This window comes from Synechococcus sp. 60AY4M2 (assembly GCF_002760375.1).
GTDB lineage: Bacteria > Cyanobacteriota > Cyanobacteriia > Thermostichales > Thermostichaceae > Thermostichus.
The window spans coordinates 2,380,462-2,397,935 of record NZ_AUMZ01000001.1 but is presented as its reverse complement, the minus strand read 5'-3'; the positions used below and the strand labels follow the sequence as shown (position 1 = coordinate 2,397,935).

The 17,474-nt window shown below is 62.4% G+C and carries 14 protein-coding genes; 10 read left to right on the top strand and 4 right to left on the bottom strand.

Annotation, left to right across the window (positions count from 1 at the left end; genetic code table 11):
- The coding region (locus tag SYN60AY4M2_RS10525; RefSeq protein ID WP_143597162.1) for a zinc ribbon domain-containing protein at positions 1 to 287 on the top strand (287 nt) is incomplete at its 5' end.
- A 5-nt stretch (positions 288 to 292) separates the two neighbouring features.
- On the opposite strand, the gene SYN60AY4M2_RS10520 is transcribed toward SYN60AY4M2_RS10525, so the two are convergent.
- Positions 293 to 613 carry a mechanosensitive ion channel domain-containing protein gene (locus SYN60AY4M2_RS10520; RefSeq protein WP_240527824.1) on the bottom strand — a complete coding sequence of 107 codons (321 nt, stop codon included), beginning with the start codon at positions 611 to 613 and terminating at the stop codon, positions 293 to 295.
- A 253-nt stretch (positions 614 to 866) separates the two neighbouring features.
- Between SYN60AY4M2_RS10520 and SYN60AY4M2_RS10515 the strand changes: the two genes are divergently transcribed.
- Entirely contained in the window at positions 867 to 2,066 is a 1,200-nt protein-coding gene (locus SYN60AY4M2_RS10515) for an FAD-binding oxidoreductase (protein WP_099812872.1), read from the top strand.
- A gap of 14 nt (positions 2,067 to 2,080) precedes the next feature.
- Here the strand turns inward: SYN60AY4M2_RS10515 and dnaG are convergent, their stop codons facing one another.
- Positions 2,081 to 3,976: a DNA primase gene (gene dnaG, locus SYN60AY4M2_RS10510; RefSeq protein ID WP_099812871.1), complete on the bottom strand. Its 1,896-nt coding sequence runs from the start codon at positions 3,974 to 3,976 to the stop codon at positions 2,081 to 2,083.
- A 145-nt stretch (positions 3,977 to 4,121) separates the two neighbouring features.
- Between dnaG and SYN60AY4M2_RS10505 the strand changes: the two genes are divergently transcribed.
- The 4 genes from SYN60AY4M2_RS10505 (at position 4,122) to SYN60AY4M2_RS10490 (ending at position 7,079) form a co-directional block, all read left to right on the top strand.
- Positions 4,122 to 4,469 (top strand): c-type cytochrome, encoded by a 348-nt coding sequence (locus SYN60AY4M2_RS10505; RefSeq protein WP_011431130.1) that lies wholly within the window; start codon positions 4,122 to 4,124, stop codon positions 4,467 to 4,469.
- A complete protein-coding gene (locus tag SYN60AY4M2_RS10500; RefSeq protein WP_099812870.1) occupies positions 4,469 to 4,816 on the top strand; it encodes a hypothetical protein in 348 nt (115 codons plus the stop codon). The genes SYN60AY4M2_RS10505 and SYN60AY4M2_RS10500 overlap by 1 nt, the downstream gene beginning before the upstream one ends.
- 62 nt (positions 4,817 to 4,878) lie before the next feature.
- Positions 4,879 to 5,466 (top strand): YcnI family protein, encoded by a 588-nt coding sequence (locus SYN60AY4M2_RS10495; protein ID WP_099812869.1) that lies wholly within the window; start codon positions 4,879 to 4,881, stop codon positions 5,464 to 5,466.
- 17 nt (positions 5,467 to 5,483) lie between these two features.
- Entirely contained in the window at positions 5,484 to 7,079 is a 1,596-nt protein-coding gene (locus tag SYN60AY4M2_RS10490; protein WP_099812868.1) for a copper resistance protein CopC, read from the top strand.
- On the opposite strand, the gene SYN60AY4M2_RS10485 is transcribed toward SYN60AY4M2_RS10490, so the two are convergent.
- Entirely contained in the window at positions 7,076 to 9,934 is a 2,859-nt protein-coding gene (locus SYN60AY4M2_RS10485) for a serine/threonine-protein kinase (protein WP_099812867.1), read from the bottom strand. The two genes, SYN60AY4M2_RS10490 and SYN60AY4M2_RS10485, sit on opposite strands and share 4 nt — an antisense overlap.
- Positions 9,935 to 10,018: 84 nt before the next feature.
- Complete coding sequence (locus tag SYN60AY4M2_RS10480; protein ID WP_099812866.1) at positions 10,019 to 10,417, bottom strand: DUF4346 domain-containing protein; 399 nt, start codon at positions 10,415 to 10,417, stop codon at positions 10,019 to 10,021.
- A gap of 238 nt (positions 10,418 to 10,655) precedes the next feature.
- Here SYN60AY4M2_RS10480 and SYN60AY4M2_RS10475 point away from each other — a divergent pair, with 238 nt between their 5' ends.
- The 4 genes from SYN60AY4M2_RS10475 to SYN60AY4M2_RS10460 all read left to right on the top strand — a co-directional run bounded on the left by SYN60AY4M2_RS10475 (position 10,656) and on the right by SYN60AY4M2_RS10460 (position 17,462).
- The gene (locus SYN60AY4M2_RS10475; RefSeq protein WP_099812865.1) at positions 10,656 to 11,690 is read left to right on the top strand and encodes a two-component system response regulator; all 1,035 of its coding nucleotides are present in this window, start codon (positions 10,656 to 10,658) and stop codon (positions 11,688 to 11,690) included.
- A gap of 38 nt (positions 11,691 to 11,728) precedes the next feature.
- On the top strand, positions 11,729 to 12,046 hold the full coding sequence (locus SYN60AY4M2_RS10470; protein ID WP_099812864.1) for a YlxR family protein: 318 nt from the start codon (positions 11,729 to 11,731) through the stop codon (positions 12,044 to 12,046).
- A 388-nt stretch (positions 12,047 to 12,434) separates the two neighbouring features.
- Positions 12,435 to 15,530 (top strand): translation initiation factor IF-2, encoded by a 3,096-nt coding sequence (infB, locus tag SYN60AY4M2_RS10465; protein ID WP_099812863.1) that lies wholly within the window; start codon positions 12,435 to 12,437, stop codon positions 15,528 to 15,530.
- A gap of 102 nt (positions 15,531 to 15,632) precedes the next feature.
- Entirely contained in the window at positions 15,633 to 17,462 is a 1,830-nt protein-coding gene (locus SYN60AY4M2_RS10460; protein ID WP_099812862.1) for a proline--tRNA ligase, read from the top strand.
- Positions 17,463 to 17,474 lie beyond the last annotated feature (12 nt).

The following is a 17,474-nucleotide window of genomic DNA, read 5'->3' as shown; positions in this document are numbered from 1 at the left end:
TGGAAGTATCGGAAGCGTACACCAGCAAAACCTGTACCAAGTGCGGGCACATCCACACCAAGTTGGGTGGCGCAAAGGTGTTTAGATGCCCAAAGTGCAACCATAGGCTACCACGAGATTGGCAAGGCGCTCTGGGTGTTATGCTCAGGGCTTTGCGGGATACCGCCTTTCTGTTCGGACTCCGTCCGAGTAGCGCGGTCGCGTCAGCGTCGCGTAGTGACAACGGAAACGGACAGAATGCTATCGCTTCACCGCTGAGCAGTAATGCTCAGCAGTGTTCAGCGTAAATGTATCAGCGAATGCTGATTTCCTCAACTGTACCTTCAAAATCCCCGATGACAATCTGGTCATTGAGTTGAAAAGGCTCGTTCAAAAGCAGCAGCACGCCCGCCAGGAAGTTCTTGAAAATATCTTGAAAAGCAAAACCGATGGCCACCGACCCTAACCCCAACAGCCCGATCAGATCTCCCAGGCGCAGATCTGGGAAAGCCACCACGCTGGCTGCCAGGATCCCTGCCACCCAAGCACCCACTTGGCTGACTTGCACCAGCAGCATTTGTAGGGAAGGGCTGGGGATCCACCGGTTGGCTGCGGATCCCGCCAGGCGCCGCACGGCCCGAACGCCATCTCTAGAAGACTGCGGTTGATGGTTTGCAGTAGTTCGTTCATATCTTCACCCTTGCTACGCTATCGATCACGATGAACGCCAGAGAACGCCATTCGACTTCGGCGGGAACACTCGATCAGGACTCAGGGAGGCTCTCTGTGGGTTCCGCCTCAGCTGGTATCCGCCACGGCTTAGGTTCTGCTGTGCTTGCTACCCTGAAAGAGCCACTCTGCCACAAGATAGGTTTCAGGGCCGCAGCATGGCCAACTACGACTGGATCGTCGTCGGCGGCGGGATCACGGGGGCAGCCTTGAGCTACGAGCTGGCCCGCCAGGGGGGATCCGTTCTCCTCGTTGAGAAGGAAGCGCTGCCGTCCAGTGCCACTCGCTACAGCTACGGTGGCCTGGCCCATTGGGCCGGGAAAACCCCCCTGCTCAAAGCCCTGGGGGAAGAAGGGATCCAGCGCTACCGCACCCTGTCAGAGGAGCTGGAGGCGGATCTTCAATTTCGCGAGCTGGATCTGCTCATGCCCGTTGCTCCTGGCTACAGGATGGAGGCAGTGGAAGCCGATCTGGCCGACTGTCGCATCCCACCGCAGCGAATTTCTGTAGAGGCGGCCTGTGAGCTAGAGCCGCTTTTAAACCCTGCCGCCCTCGAGGGTGTACTCTGGGCGCGGCATGGCCACATCCACCCCTGGTTGACGACGCTGGCTTTTCAGAAGGCTTTCCAACGCCTAGGGGGATCCCTGCTCTTGCAAACCGTAAGGGCCTTGCGGCGCCAGGGCCGGCGCATTACGGGCGTGGAGACGGATACCGACTTCTGCGGAGCGGCTCAGGTGGTGGTGTGCGCCGGCGGCTGGACACGGGCTTTGTTGCGCCAGGCCGGGATCTGGGCTCCTATCTACTTCACCCACGCCGAATCCCTGGAGCTGGATCCTGCGGAGGTGCGGTTGAGAGCCATCGTCATGGGCGCGCCCGTGCAGCGTTTGGAGCTGGAGCGGCAAGCTGGCCGCCCCGACCGGGATCCCCTCTGGGACCAGCCGGGACAGGAGCTCTGCCCGCCCATCCTGGATGTCGGGATCGTGCAGTTTCTCGACGGCAGCCTTCGCCTGGGGCAGATTAGTCGGGTGCTGACGGATCCCATGGCCGAGGTAGATGCCGCTGCCAGCGAAGCCCAGATCCGGGAACAGGCCGGTCGCTACCTGCCTCAGGTGGCCCGCCTGCCTGGGCGGTGGTATCACTGCTTGGTGGCCTTCAGCGCCGATCACCAGCCTTTGGTGGGATCCCTGCCCGGCTGGGAAGGGCTGCAGCTCTTCTCCGGCTTCAGCAGCCCTTTGGCCATCCTGCCGGCCCTGGCTCGCCGCTTTGCCCAGCAGGCCTATGGACAAGAGGATGAGTGGCTCCCCAGCCTCTCGCCAGCGCGCTTTGCTGGGCCCTCACCCCCTGCCCCGCTCCCTTAGGGAGAAGAGCCCCCCTAGTCTTCAGCCAGCGGTGCCTCCAGCAGGTCTTCCAGGTTGAGTTGCACCTGGCGCTGCAAGGCCTGAATAGCCTGATATTCCTGTTGAATGCTGGCCTGGTACTGGGCAGCCAGAGCGGTGTTGCCCTCGGAAAAGGCCTGATCCCAGAGCTGCGTCCAGTAGCGGTAGCGCTTCTGGCGAATTTCCAACTCCATGTTGGCCAAGGCAGCCCGCACCACCAGGCGCGGACGCATCAGGGCCAAGCGGGTATTTTCGTCCAGCCAGAGCAGGTGGCTGAGGCGCTCGTTGAGGTCCTCGTCTTGGGCGCAGAGGGTGCGCAGGGCGGTCAGGAGACCCTCTCCCTGGTCTTCCAGCTCCGGCTGGGCCGAGAGCAGCTCCAAGATCCGCTGCCACAGCTCCCGGTGGGGACGGAAGCTAAACTGCAGCTCCCGCTCCATCAAGGTTTGGCGGATCTCGCGGCGGTACTCGGCAAAGTGCAAAAAGATCTGCAGAAGGTGGGACTCCGATTGCAAAAGTTTGCATCCCTTGGGGGCAGCAAGTTGCCGGGGTTTGGACCAGCGGTACTGGCGCACGGCCCGGCGCAGGTCCTCTTCCAGATCGCGGCAGAGGCGAGCGTTGCCCCGGCTGAGCAATTCCGCCACTTTGTGGATGTACAGAGAGCGCCATTGCCCGCCCAAACCAGCCAGCAGTTGTACCAGCGCCTGATAGGCCTGTTGGAAATCGGCACCTTGAGCGAGATCCCGACCGGCCAGCACCTGGTCAATTTGCCAATCTAGCCACAGGGGAGCCTGAGCCAGCAGGGCCTCAAATGCGGAGACCGAGTGCTGCCGCAGGAACTCGTCGGCATCTTTCCCGGCAGGAAGGGTGAGGATGCGCAGCTCGATTTCCCCCCGCCGCGCCTGCTCTTCAATGGCCTCGATGGCCCGCTTGGCGGCATTCAACCCAGCGCGGTCGGCATCGAAGTTGAGAATCAGCCGCTTGGACTGGGTATAGCGCAGCAGAGTCTTGACCTGGTGCGGCGTCAAGGCTGTGCCCATCGCGGCTACGGCATAGGCGATGCCGGCTTGGTGCAGGGCGATGACATCGAAATAGCCTTCCACCACCAAGACTTGGTCGGCTTTGGCAATGGCCTCGCGGGCAAAGTTGAGACCATAGACCACCTGGCCCTTGTTGAAAAGTTCCGTTTCCGGGGAGTTGAGGTACTTGGGCTGCTCCTCTCCCAGGGCTCTGCCGGCAAAGCCAATGACCCGCCCCTGCAAATCGAAAATGGGCAGCATGATGCGGTTGCGGAAGCGGTCGTAATGGCCGGATCCCTGCTGGCGCGGCACCAGCAAGCCGGCTTCTTCTAGAAGTTTGACCGGCTGGCGCTTTTGGTTGACCAGGTACTCGTAGAGCGAGTGCCAGCCGGGGGGAGCAAAGCCGATTTGAAATTTTTGCAAGGTCTCTTCGCTCAGGCGGCGGCTGTGCAGGTACTGGCGGGCGGCGGATCCTATCTGGGAGCGGAGAGCATGCCGATAGAAATCGGCAGCCAGGGCCAAAATCTCCAGCAGCTTTTCCCGGTGGGAGAGTTGGCGCTCGTAGTCCTGGGAGAGGGATCCCTTGGGCTCCGGCACATGGTAGCGGCGGGCCAGGTGGCGCACCGCCTCGGCAAAGGAAAGGCCCTCTATCTGGCTGACAAAGCGGATGACATCTCCCCCCGCCCCGCAGGCAAAGCACTTGTAGATCTGCTTGCTGGGGCTGACCTGAAAGCTGGGCTTGTGGTCGTTGTGGAAAGGGCAGAGGCCGACGAAATTCTTGCCCTGCTTGCGCAACACCACCTTTTCGGCCACCACCTCGACGATGTCGGCCTTCTGGCGCACCAACTGGATGAACTCCGGCGGCAGACTGCTCATGGCCCTGGGGATCCTGCACCCTATGGTACCTGCAGGGGAGTTGACAGGCTGTCTTTTGACCTAACCTGACCTAGTGGAGATAATGGTCTAGCTTCAAAAGCTGGATTTTTCCATGAGCGGTTTTTTGCAGATTGTTGAGAGGAAAATGCGGATCATCAAGTTTTTCTTGCTCCTTTTGCTGGTCGGCGCCGCCGTCTTCTGGGGCCCGCAGGTGGCTTCTGCGGAACCGGATTTGGCTTTGGGTGCCAAGGTCTTTCAGGCCAAGTGTGTGGGCTGTCACTTGAACGGTCGCAACACTCTGGTGGCGGCGAAAAACCTTTCCCTGGCTGCCCTGCACGAGTACCACGTGGATACCCCTGAGCTGATCCAAGCCCAGGTGCGCAACGGCAAAGGGGCCATGCCCGCTTTTGGCAAGCTCCTCAAACCAGAAGAAATCGAAGCCGTGGCCGCCTATGTTCTCGACCGGGCTGAGCACAACTGGAGCAAAGGCTGATGGCTCAGGAGAGGACTCAAGATCTGACCTTGGCTCCGAAAAATTCTGTCGCCCCGGTGCCGCAGGAGCAGGGCTGTGGAGCACAGGGATCCCGCCGCAAAATCTTGTCGGTTGGTGTGGGGGCGCATGGTTTGGTGGCCGTCGGCATCTCCGCCCACGGGGTGGTGGCCATAGGCGTGGTGACCCACGGCATTCTCTCCATTGGCCTGGTGGCGATGGGCGCCCTCTCTTTTGGGCTGGTGTCGATGGGCCTGGCCAGCGCCGGCCTGGTGTCCATGGGCCTCTCCAGTTGGGGTCAGCACAGCATGAGCGTAACCGAATCCCACGGATCCCATCACCATCCATAGGTTTTGCCAGCCAGACCCTGCCTGGTTCTCTTTCCACCTAGCGTTGTTAAGGAGCGTTTGCAATGTTCAGTTTGCAAAGTTACTTGGCCTTGGCCAAGAAATCTCTGCTTGCGCTGGGGATGAGCGTTTTGCCCCTTGCTTCTGCTTGGGCCCATGTAACCGTCCATCCCAAAGAGGCCCCGGCGGGCAGCGTTGCCAAGCTCACCTTCCGCGTGCCCCATGGCTGCGATGGATCCCCCACCATTCGCCTGCGGGTGCAGATCCCGGAAGGGGCGACCTCGGTGAAGCCGATGGTGCATCCCCTGTGGAAAATTGAGACGGTGAAAAAGCCGCTGGACAAACCTTACGAGTCCCACGGGAAGATGATCACCGAAACGGTGGCCGAGGTGATCTGGAGCGGCGGCTCGCTGCCGGATGAGTTTATGGATGAGTTCAGTATCCTTCTCAGGTTGCCGGATCGCCCCGGCGAGACCCTCCCCATCCCGGTTATCCAGGAATGTGAGCAAGGCATGTACCGCTGGATCCAGGTGGCGCAGCCGGGGGAGGATCCCCATAGCTTGCCGGAGCCAGCACCCCTGCTGAAGCTGACGGGCAAAGGAGAGACCCACGGCCACGGGCATGGACACAGCCACGGGCATGGCGCTCGCTAGCCGGGTTTGCCGTTGGGATGATGTCTATCCTCTTCTGGATTCGGGTGGGTCTCTTGTGCGCCCTGCTGTGGGTGGGCGGGATCCGACCCGTTTTTGCCCACGCCAGCTTGCTCTCCACCTTTCCCGAAGATGGGGCGATGCTGCAGGAAGCCCCGGCGCAGGTGCGGCTGGTCTTCAATGAACCCGTGCAGCTCACGCAGCTCCAGGTGCTGGACAGCAACGGCCAGGTGCTGCCCCTGGAAAACTTGGTTAGCAGCGGCAACGCGCCCCAGGGAGATTTGCCTGCGGAGATGCCGGAGGGGGTTTACATCGTCAGTTGGCGGGCCATCTCTGCCGACTCTCATCCGGTAGGGGGCTCGTTTGTCTTCCTGGTGGGGGCGGCGGATCCGGAGCTGTTGCGAGCGGCGAGGGCAGCCCAAGCGGGGGATCCCTTCTATTGGCCGCTGGTGGGGGTGAGCTGGGGGATCTACCTGGGCAGCCTGTTTGTTGTCGGCGTGCTGGGCTGGTGGCGGCTGGTGCGGGGGCGGTCGGGCACTGCCGATGAAATAGAGCTCTCTGCTGAGGCCTGGGCTTTTGCTGCCGCCTGGCTCACCCTCAGCCTGACGCTGGTGGCTTTGGGTTTGCATTTGGCCCAGCTCTACCCCCACTTTGCCGGGCCAGAGCTGCTGAGCGTGCTCATCTCTCCCTACGGATGGGGCACAGGGCTGCGGCTGGTGGGGCTGGGGATCCTGATCTGGGCCTGCGAGGGCGGGCCCCGCTGGGCCAACGGCCTGGGGTCGGTGGCGGTGATAGGGTCGTTTTTGCCCATCGGCCATGCCCTCCCCAGCGAGTATCCAGCAGGGACGATGGCCCTCTTGGGGCTGCACCTGGCCGGCTCGGCTTTTTGGTTGGGGGGGCTGTGGGGGGTGGAGCGCCTGTTGAGCCGATTGCGCCAGCGGGACGGAGTCCTTGAATGGACTTCCCAATCGGCAGGTGTCATCCAACGATTTTCCGATGTGGCCACCTGGGCTGTGCCGGGGCTGGTGCTGGCGGGAGTGGGGATGGGCGGGATCCACCGCGGCTGGGACTGGGAGCACCCCTACGGGCAGTACCTCTGGGCGAAGCTGTTGCTGGTGCTGATGATCGTGGGTTTGGGCGCCCACAACAAGTTGCGGCTGCTGCCGGCGTTGCGAGAGGGGGTTTGGTCGGCGGGCCGATCCCTGCGCCAAATTGTCCGCCTGGAGTTGGTGGGGCTAGTTCTGGTGCTGGCCTTGACCAGCTTTCTGGTGGCCCAAGCCCCTCCTGGCCAAGGAGCGGGACCGGCTTGCCAAGAGACATTGAGCTGGCCGGAAGGCAGCCTCCGCCTGCAGATCCTGCCCTGCCGCCCTGGCAACAACCGCATCCAAGTGGAAGTTAAGGGGATCCCCGCCCAGGAGCTGAGCCTGGAGTTTGACCTCCCCGCACGTGGGATCCCGCCTCTGCGCCGCCAGGCGCTGCCAAGAGAACCTGGCCAGTTTGAGGTGGAAGATGTCCTCTTGCCCTTAGCGGGAGAATGGCAGCTCAAGGTAAGGCTGCTGGTGAGCGACTTCGAGGAGCGACGGGAGCAAGTTAGGCTCAGGGTAGAGGATCGCTAAGAGCTGCCTAGGGAGTGAGTCTCTTCTTCCCAAAGGCGACCCTCGTATCCTTGCAACTGGAGAGCAGTTTGGAAGTCCTGACAGGCTCCTTGCCAGTCACCAACGGCAGCGCGGGCTAGGGCACGGTTGCAGTGGGCTTTGATGTGGCTGGGATCCCGTTCGAGAACCTGCGTGTAGTCGCGGATAGCTGCCGCAAAATCTCCCTGTTGGGCGTAGGCCCAGCCGCGGTTGTTCAAGGCCCAGAGGCGCGTCTGCGGATCTGGCTCCAGTTGCAGGAGCTGGGTGTAATCGGCCAGGGCCCTCTCTATTTCCCCCGCCTGATCCCAAAGGAGAGCCCGCCAGAGGAGGGCGTGGCGCTCCTGCGGGTTCAAGGCCAGGACCTGGGTGTAGTCGGCAATGGCCTGCTGCAGCCGGTTGGCCTGGCGGTGGAGATCCCCCCGCTGCCGGTAGGCCAGCGCCGCATCCGCCAGCCCCCAGTCGCGGTTGCAGCCTATGGCCCGGTCGAGATCAGCCAACGCTGCCTCCTCGTCTCCCAAGACTAGGTGTACCGCTGCCCGCAGGGCAAATCCCTGGGAAGCCTGCGGCTGCTCTTGGATCAAGGCCGTGAAATCGGCCAGCGCTCCCTGCCAGTCTTCCAGCCGCTGCCGCGCCATGCCCCGGTACAAGTGGATACGAGCCATCAGATCCAGCCCATGGGGGCCCCCCGGCTGGCCTGCCCACTGCAGCGCCTGGGAGAAATCCTCACAGGCTGCTGCCCAATCTTCTTGCTCAAAGTAGATCTGGCCGCGGTCGAAGTAGAGCTGCGGGTTGCGGGGATCCCGCTCCAGGGCAGCCGTGTAGTCCTGCAGGGCCGCCAAGGGATCCCCCAAAAGCCGGTGAACCTGCCCGCGGCTGCTGCGGGCGCCGACATCGCTGGCATCTAAAGCAATGGCCTGATTCAAGTCTGCCAGAGCCGCTTCCAGGTGACCCAGCTCCAGATGGGCAATCCCACGCTTGAGGTAGGCCTTGGCCAGCCGGGGATCCAACTCCAGGGCGCGGTTGAAGTCGGCCAAAGCGCCTGCCGGATCCCCCAACCCCTGGCGGGCCAGCCCCCGGTAGAAATGGGCTAGCGCCAGGGCAGGATTAAGGCGGAGCGCCTGTTCGCAGTCAGCCAGCGCTGCCTCCAGGGCGTTGCTGCCCAGGTAGGCTATAGCCCGCTGCAGATAGAGCTCCGCTTGAGCTGCCGCCACGGCTCCCGAAGGCTCCTCCCCCTGCGTAGCCCTCAGCGCAATGGCCTGGGAAAAATCAGTAATGGCCCCTTGCAGATCCCCCAACGCCTGCCGGGCTAGACCGCGGCGGTAACAGGCCTTGGGGTGGCCGGGATCCAACTGCAGCGCCTGGGTGTAGTCTTCAATGGCTCCCTGAAAGTCCAGCAACTGCGCCCGTGCTACGCCCCGGTTGAAATAAGCTTCCGTATCTTGGGGATCCCGTCGGAGGACCTCGGAAAAATCGGCTACAGCCCCTTGCGCATCTCCCAACTGGCCGCGCACTACGCCGCGGTTAAAGTAGGCCCGTACTTCCTCGGGGTTGAGCTCAAGGGCGCGGGAATAGTCCTCGATGGCTTGCTGCGGCTGATCGAGCTGCCGGTAGGCATTGCCGCGGCTGTAGTAGGCCAGGGCCCAGTGAGGGTCGAGACGGAGGGCGTGCGTGTAATCAGCAACTGCTCCCTCATAGTTCCCCAGCCGATAGCGAGCGATGCCGCGGTTGAAATAGGTGCGGGCATCTCCTCCCCCCAGTTGGATGGCGCGGGTGAAATCTTCCACCGCTCCTGCCCAGTCGCCAGTTTTGTAGCGGACGCTGCCCCGCTGGCTGTGGGCGCGGCCATTCTGGGGATCCAGTTGGATGGCGAACGTGTAGTCGGCAATCGCCCCCTGCAGATCCCCTTGGCGAGCTTTTTCCTGGCCGCGGGTTACCAAGCGCATCGCCAAGAGTTGATCCACCGAAAGCTGGGAAAGAGCAGGCGCTACACCTTCGGGGGGGGTAGGCAGGAGAGGCCGCAGCGCCTCCATCACCTCAGCCGCCGACTGGAAGCGCTCCTGCCAGCGGGGACAGATCATGCGATCTACAATCTCGGCCAGCTCCTTGCTAACTGGCACCAGATCCCGCCAAAGCAGCTGGCCGGTGCGGGGATCGTCCCGGATCTTGGTGGGGGGACGGCCAGTCAACGCTTGGATGGCCAGCACCCCCACCGAGTAGATATCGCTGCAGGGTTGGGGCTTGCCGCCAAGCTGTTCTGGGGCTATGTAGCCCACCGAGCCGATTACCGTCGCCACCTGGGTTTGACCGGGGGCGTGGCTAACCAATCTCCCCACCTCCTTCACCGCCCCAAAGTCAATCAACACCAACTTGCCGTCGAAGTCGCGGCGCATCAGGTTGGCCGGCTTGATGTCCCGGTGCAGGATCTGGTGGGCGTGGACATGGCGCAGGATCTCGAGAACTTCCCACAGGAGTTGCACGACCTCTGGCTCGCTGAGCGGCTTGCCGTCTACCAGCTCGTGGGTGAGGTCGTGCCCGGCAATGAACTCCTCGACTAAATAGAACTCCTGATCCTGCTCGAAGTGGGCCAAGAGGCGAGGTACCCGGTCGTAGTTGTTGAGCCGGTTGAGAACCTTGGCCTCCCGTTCCAACAGCTTGCGCGCCGTGGCCAGGGTGTAGGGATCCGTCGAGAGCGGGCGCAGGCGCTTGACCACGCAGGGAGTGTTGAAAGTGTCGCGATCCACCGCCTTGTAGGTAACCCCAAACCCTCCTTGCCCCAGAAGGCCGAGGATTTCGTAGCGTCCCCGCAGAATGGCTCCCGGCTTAACCTTGTCGTCCATGGCCGAGCTTGCCCTGCAGTGATCTTGGTCACGGCAAGCTGGCTCGATTCTGCCATAGGCTGGCCTCCTGCAGCGAGCTTGGTCTTAGTCCTGCACGTACTCTTCGCCAGAGAGCAGGGCCGCCTCTGCCTTCTGAAACTCCCGCCCCAGGTAGGCGGCGTGGCTGAGCTGAGAGACGACCTTTTCGCTTTCTTTTTCAAAAATCTGGACGCACAACTCTTTGGCCGTCCGGCCAACGTACACCCGCTGCGGGGAGCGATTGACCGGCCCCCGCGCGGGGATCACCGCTCCAGTCTCCGGGTCGGTGGCCAGCCCCCGCTCGTTGATCACAGTGCTGTAGTACTTAGCGCAAATGAGCTGCTGCTGCCGATCCACATAGATGACAAAGTAGCCTGCCGGGTCTAGCTCCAGGGATCGGCGGGAAAGCTGGTCATCGATGCGGCGCACCTGCTCCTGCAGAGACTCAGAGGAAAAAGACGGCATGGTAAAGTCAAAACGGGTGCCAAAAACGTAGCCAAGACTACCTCCATTATCCCCATTGTGGCCGAGGAATGGGATCCCTAGCGAGGGAATTGCGACAGAAAAAATCCCCTTATTTACCCGTGTTTTAAGGGATTGGCGGCGGCTTGAGGCCCTGGCAAGTTCAGTGGAAAGGCGGATGCTTGCAATTGGGAGCTGAAATTACGGTGGAAGCGGTGAGCTAGGAGTAGTCTCTACCAAGATGCAATCCGCCCAAGCTGAGAGGCCCGTGAGGGTTGGGATCCCTGAGATAGCACCTTTTGGAGAGCAGGAGCCGGCGGGCCATCTCCTCATCGTGGACGATCAGCCCCACAGTCGCCTGTTGCTGGGGGATCTGTTGGAGAGCATTGGTTATCGCGTCAGCGAGGCGGAAAACGGCCAGCAAGCCCTGCAGATGCTGCCAAGCTTGCAGCCGGATCTGGTCCTGTTGGATGTGATGATGCCGGGGTTGGACGGATTCGAGGTCTGTCGGCGCATCAAGGCTGATGAAGAGACACGCCTGATCCCGGTGGTGTTGATTGCAGCGGCCAGCGACCGCAAAAATCGCCTGCGCGGGATTGAGGCGGGGGCAGACGACTTCTTGAGCAAGCCCTTTGACGAGTCCGAGTTGCTGGCGCGGGTGCGCTCCCTCGTTCGCCAGAAGCATCTCAATGAAGACTTGGATCATGCCGCCCAGGTTTTATTTGCCATTGCCCGCAGTGTAGAAAGCCGGGATCCGACCACCGGGGATCACTGCGAGCGGCTGGCAGCCCTGGCCAAGAGCTTTGGCGAGTTTCTCCAGCTACCCCGTCCCCTGATCAAGGTGCTGACCTGGGGAGGTTACCTGCACGACATCGGCAAAGTGGGCATACCCGACGCCATCTTGGGCAAAACGGGCAAGCACACGCCGGAAGAGTGGGAGGTGATGAAATCCCACGTCCTAATTGGAGAGGAAATCTGCCGCCCCTTGCGCACCATGAGGGATGTGCTGCCCCTTATCCGCCACCACCACGAGCGCTGGGACGGCAGCGGCTATCCCGACGGCCTCAAGGGAGAAGCAATCCCCCTGGTGGCCCGCGTCTTTCAGATTGTCGACATCTACGACGCCCTTACCTCGGAGCGGCCCTACAAGCGAGCCTTCACTGTCCAGGAGGCCATGGACATCCTGCGGCAAGAAACGACCAAGGGCTGGCGGGATCCCTACTTGGTGGAGCGTTTCTTTGAGTTTCTCAGGTCGCGGCTGCCCCATTTGGAGTAGACTGGACTAGTTCCCGTGCTTCAGCGAGATGGCGTCTTTTGGCAGGGGCAGATCCGCTACGTCGCTGTGTCGGCTGTCGCCAACTGTTTCCCCGCTCCCAGTTGTGGCGGCTGGTTAGGCAATACGACACTCACCAGGTGCTTTTGGATCAGGGCATGGGGCGTTCTGCCTACCTCTGTCGCCGCCTCGAATGTCTGCGGGCGGCCCGGCGTAAGCACCAGATGAGCAGAGCCCTCAAGGCAGCAGTGCCCGACTCGCTGTGGCAACTGCTGGAGCAGCAACTGCTGCGCGATTCTGAGGCCCAGAGCCCCCCGGAAACATCAGCCCCGGGGGCAAGCGCTTTAGACAAAACCTAGGCAGCTCCAGAATTGGCCAAGTTAAGATATTGAAACACCTTTTCAGGTTCATCCAGTCGCGAACTACACGGCAGCCCCTCTCAACTGTCAGAATGAGGACTGGCTGCGGCCAACCTGTATGAGCCGCAGAAAGGTTATTCTAAAAAGCACTGTTGATGTTGGTTTCTTCCCCGGTTGTCCTAGCTTTATGTCCCCTGCGGATGTTTCCAAAGTAGCTTCGGACTTGGATTCCCTCCAGTCCGCGCTCTTGGAGGATCGCCGAGATGCTCTCGCTGTGCCGAAGGAAGTGGCCACACACCCAACAGGTTCAGTCCCATCTGGCGATTTGGATCGTATTAACTTGGGTTGTAAAACTGACAAGGAGCAAGGAGCAGAGGCTAGCAGACGAATGACCGATAAAGTCCGACTTTACGAGATTGCCCGCGAAATGGGATGTGACAATCGCGAGGTGCTGGAGGTTTGTGAGCAGTTGGGGATCCCTTTCAAAAGCCATAGCAGCACCATTTCTCCAGAGCAAGCCGAGTTGGTGCGCAGCAAACTGAGTGAACCTCGCGTTGTGAAACCGACTCGTCCCCGGCTCCGGCCCAAGCTGCAACCTGAGAGCTCTCAACCGCAGCCTCCCGTCGAAGCCAAAGCAAGTGAGCGCCCTCAGCACATTGTCGGCATTCGCCGGCCCGCTCCTGCTCAGCAGCAAGCTGCTGCTGGTGAGGCCAGTTCTTCCAAGCCTTCGCCGCAGCGACCCGACCAGCTCTCCTCTGAAAAAGGGGCTGCCGGTGGCAGCCTCGAATTGATAGGCCCGCCGCGGCGGCAAGTCGATCCGCCTGCGCGCCCGGCTGCCCAGGAGCCGCAGCCGGCAGCTGCTTCTACTCGCCCTGAGGCTGCCGCCAAAGCCGGCAGCCCCGAACCTAGCCCTGCTCCGGCGGCCAAGCGACCGACAGTGCTCCCCCCCCCTCGACGAGCCGCCTCTGGGCCCGAGCCGCCGCAACGGGCCCCTGAATCCCGTCGCCCTGGCCTTGCGGAGGCGCCCTCCCCCAGCGGCGCTCGTACCTCTCCTCCTGTCGAGGAAAAGGTTTCTCTCCCTCAAGCTGAACAGCGCCCGCGTCCGCAATTGGTGGGCGCGCCTGTCCGCCCTGGCACTCGTCCCGAGCCGCGCTCGCCGGTGGCCAAGAAGGAAGAGAGCTCCGACAGCGGCAAAGCTGACGAGGCTCCTCGTCCGCAGCGGCGGCTGGAATTGGTAGGGCCTCCTACCCGTCCTGTGGCTAAGCCTCTTCCCCCTGAGCCGGATGCTTCCCCTCGCTTGCCAGAAGGGATCCCTGAGGAACGCCCCACGCCGGTGTTGGCCGAAGCTCCCGTGCGGCCTGCTGCGCCCAAACTCAAGCGCAAGACGGTGGAAGAAGAGGACGAGGAACTACAAGCCCTCGAACGACGGGCCGGCCGCACCCAGGCCAAGCGCAAACGCAGCCGCAGAAGAGAGGAAGGAGACGGAGACGTTCTGGATTTGGATCCCTTGACCGTCCTCTCCAGCGTCAAGCAGGCGGAGCTGAACGCGCTCAAACCCTTGGCGCGCCCCACCGCCAAGCCCCCCTCCTATCGTCCGCCCGCGGCAGCAGCTCGCCCTCGCCCGGCTGCTGAGCGCCCCCAGCGGCCCTCGGCCTCCGCCGAAGCTACTGCTCCTGAGGCCGCAGCAGAATCCTTGCCAGAAGAGAAGGTATTGCTCCTGGAGGGCAGCCTCACCGTGCAAGAATTGGCCCGCCGCCTGCGGGTAGCCGAAACCGAGATCATCAAAACCCTCTTCTTTAAAGGAGTGAGGGTGACCATCAACCAGGTTTTGGACGAGTCGCTGGCCGAGTCGGTGGCCAAAGAGTTGGGCTACGAAGTACGTCGGCCCGAGGCAGAGCCCAAAGCCAAGAAAACCGAGATCCTCGATCTGGAGGACATCGACCATCTGGTGCCACGTCCGCCGGTGGTGACCATCATGGGCCACGTGGATCACGGCAAAACCACTCTGCTCGATGCCATCCGCCACACCAATGTGGCCCAGCGAGAAGCCGGCGGGATCACCCAGCGCATCGGCGCTTACCACGTGGACGTGGACTTCGAAGGCCAGAAGCGGCGCATTGTTTTCCTGGATACTCCCGGCCACCAGGCCTTTACCGCCATGCGCGCTCGCGGCGCCCGCGTCACCGACATTGCCGTTTTGGTGGTGGCTGCCGACGACGGGGTGCAGCCGCAGACGCTGGAGGCCCTCAGCCACGCTCGCGCAGCCCAGGTGCCGATCATCGTGGCCATCAACAAGATCGACAAGCCCGGCAGCCAGCCGGAGCGCGTCAAGCAGCAGTTGGCAGAGCACGGCCTGTTGCCGGAGGAGTGGGGCGGCGACACGCCCATGGTGGAGGTGAGCGCCCTCACTCGCCGCAACCTGGACGCGCTGCTGGAGATGATCCTGTTGGTGGCCGATGTGGCGGAGCTGCAGGCCAACCCCAACCGGCCTGCCCGCGGCACCGTGATCGAAGCCCACCTGGACAAGGCTCGCGGCCCGGTGGCTACTCTGTTGGTGCAAAACGGTACCCTGCGGGTGGGCGATACCCTGGTGGCCGGCGCCGTCTTGGGCCGGGTCAAGGCGATGATGGACGACCGCGGCCAACGGCTGCAGGAAGCGGGGCCCTCTTCGGCGGTGCAACTGTTGGGCCTGGAGGAGGTGCCCGCAGCGGGGGATGAGTTCCAGGTGTACGCCGACGAGAAAGAAGCCCGGCGGATTGCCGAGGAGCGAGCGGAAGCCCTGCGGCAAGCCCGTCTGCAACAGGCGCTGCTGTCGCGGCGGGTGAGTTTGGGCAGCATCTCTGCCAAGGCCCAGGAAGGCCAGCTCAAGGAGTTGAACTTGATCATCAAGACGGACGTGCAGGGATCCGCCGAGGCCATCCAGACGGCGCTGCAGGATCTGCCGCAAGAAGAAGTGCGCTTGCGAGTGCTTCTAGCAGCTCCTGGGGAGATCACCGAGACTGACGTGGATCTGGCAGCAGCCAGCGACGCCATTATTCTGGGTTTCAACACCAGCTTCGCCCCCGGCGCGCGGCAGGCTGCCGACGACAAGGGGGTGGATGTGCGCGAATACGACATCATCTACAACTTGCTGGACGATCTGCGGGCAGCGATGGAGGGCCTGCTGGAGCCGGAGGAGGTGGAGGAGCCGCTGGGCCAGGCGGAAGTGCGCAAAGTCATCCCCATCAGCCGCGGTGCGGTTGCCGGCAGCTACGTGCTCTCCGGCAAGGTGCAGCGCAACGCTCTGGTGCGGGTTCGCCGCAAAGGGGAGGTGGTCTACCAGGGCCGTCTCGATTCTCTGAAGCGCTTCAAGGACGACGTGCGGGAGGTGGCCGCCGGTTTCGAGTGCGGGATCGGCATCGAGAAGTTCGATGCCTGGCAAGAAGGGGACCTTATCGAGGTCTACCAGATGGTTACCAAGCGGCGGACGCTGGCTCCTGCCTAGTTAATTTGGGTGGCCTAGCGTCGCAGGGATCCCAGTCCAGGGGATCTAGGAGGGAGGATTTGCTCCAGAACAACGGAAGCAGTTGCTAAGTGGAGGGGAGGGATGCAACGGAGCCAGAGATTGAGTCAGATGTTGTTTGTAACCCTGCGGGAGGATCCTGCCGAAGCAGAACTGATCAGCCACAAGCTGCTGCTGCGGGGCGGCTTTATCCGGCGGCTCTCCCCGGGGATCTACACCTATTTGCCGCTCCTCTGGCGGGTTTTGCAAAAGATCTCGGACATCGTCCGGGAGGAGATGAACGCCATCGGCGCTCAGGAGTGTCTGCTGCCCCAGTTGCAGCCAGCCGAGATCTGGCGGGAGTCGGGCCGCTGGGACGTGTACACCCAAGCGGAAGGGATCATGTTCGCCCTCAAAGACCGACAGGGGCGCGAGCAGGCCCTGGGCCCTACCCACGAAGAGGTGATTACCCTGCTGGCCCGGGATCTCATTCGCTCCTATCGCCAGTTGCCGCAAATTCTCTATCAAATCCAGACCAAGTTCCGCGACGAGATTCGACCCCGCTTTGGCCTGCTGCGCGGGCGGGAATTCCTCATGAAAGACGCCTACTCCTTCCACGCCAACGAAGAGAGCCTGCGCCAGACCTACCAGGACATGTACCGGGCCTACGGCCGCATCCTGCGCCGCTGCGGGCTGGAGTTCCGCGTGGTGGAGGCCGACGCCGGCGCCATCGGGGGGCCATCGGCAGCCTCGCAGGAGTTTATGGTGTTGGCCTCTGCCGGAGAAGACGAGATCCTCTACACTCCTGATGGCTCCTATGCCGCCAATGTGGAGAAGGCCGTCTCCCTTCCGCCGCCAGCAGCAGACTCCCCCTACACCACCTTCCAGGTTCTGGACACGCCGGGAACGGAAACCATCGAGAAGCTGGCCAATTTCTTGAAGATCTCCCCCACTCTGATTGTCAAAAACGTCCTCTACCAAGCCCTTTACGACAACGGCCTACGGGTGGTGGTGCTGCTGAGCATCCGCGGCGATCAAGAAGTCAATGAGGTGAAGCTGGCCAACCACCTCAACCGTCTGGCGGAGCGCTACCAAGCCAACAAGTTGCTCAAGCTCACCTTGGCGGATGCGGAGATCCAAAAAAGCTGGCAAGGGGATCCGATCCCCGTGGGCTACATCGCGCCCGACCTGCCGGATAGCTGCCTGGGCCGGCAGAAAAACCTGGCCCCTCAGATCCTGCGCCTGGCCGACCAGACGGCAGCCCTGCTGAAAAACTTTGTAACCGGCAGCAACCAGGTGGGGCGGCACGTAGTGGGGGCCAACTGGGGCGAGCAGTACCCCCTGCCGGAGGTGGTGGACGTGCGCAAAGCGCAAGCCGGGGATCGCTGTCTGCTCAACCCCGACCAGATTCTGGAAACCGCCCGCGGCATTGAGATCGGCCATATTTTCCAGTTGGGCCTCAAGTTTTCGCTGCCGATGCGGGCCAGCTTTACCGACGAGCAGGGATCCGAGCAGCCCCTGTGGATGGGCTGCTACGGCATTGGGGTATCGCGCCTGGCCCAGGCGGCGGTGGAACAGTCCCACGATGCCAATGGGATCATCTGGCCGGTGGCGATCGCCCCTTATCACGTGGTGGTGGTGGTGCCCAACGTCTCCGACCCAGAGCAGACGAAGGTGGCGGAAAAATTGGTGCAGGAACTGGCTGCTGCCGGCATCGAGACCCTCTGGGACGACCGGGACGAGCGGGCCGGCGTCAAGTTCAAAGATGCGGATCTCATCGGGATCCCTTACCGCCTTACCACCGGGCGCAGCCTTAAGCAAGGCAAGGTGGAATTGGCCGAGCGGGCCACCGGCCAAGCGGTAGAAATTCCCATTGAGGAAGTGGTGGCTACCCTCAAAGAGCGGATTGCTGCCGCTCTGGCTGTGCCAGATTGAGCAGGGCTTTTG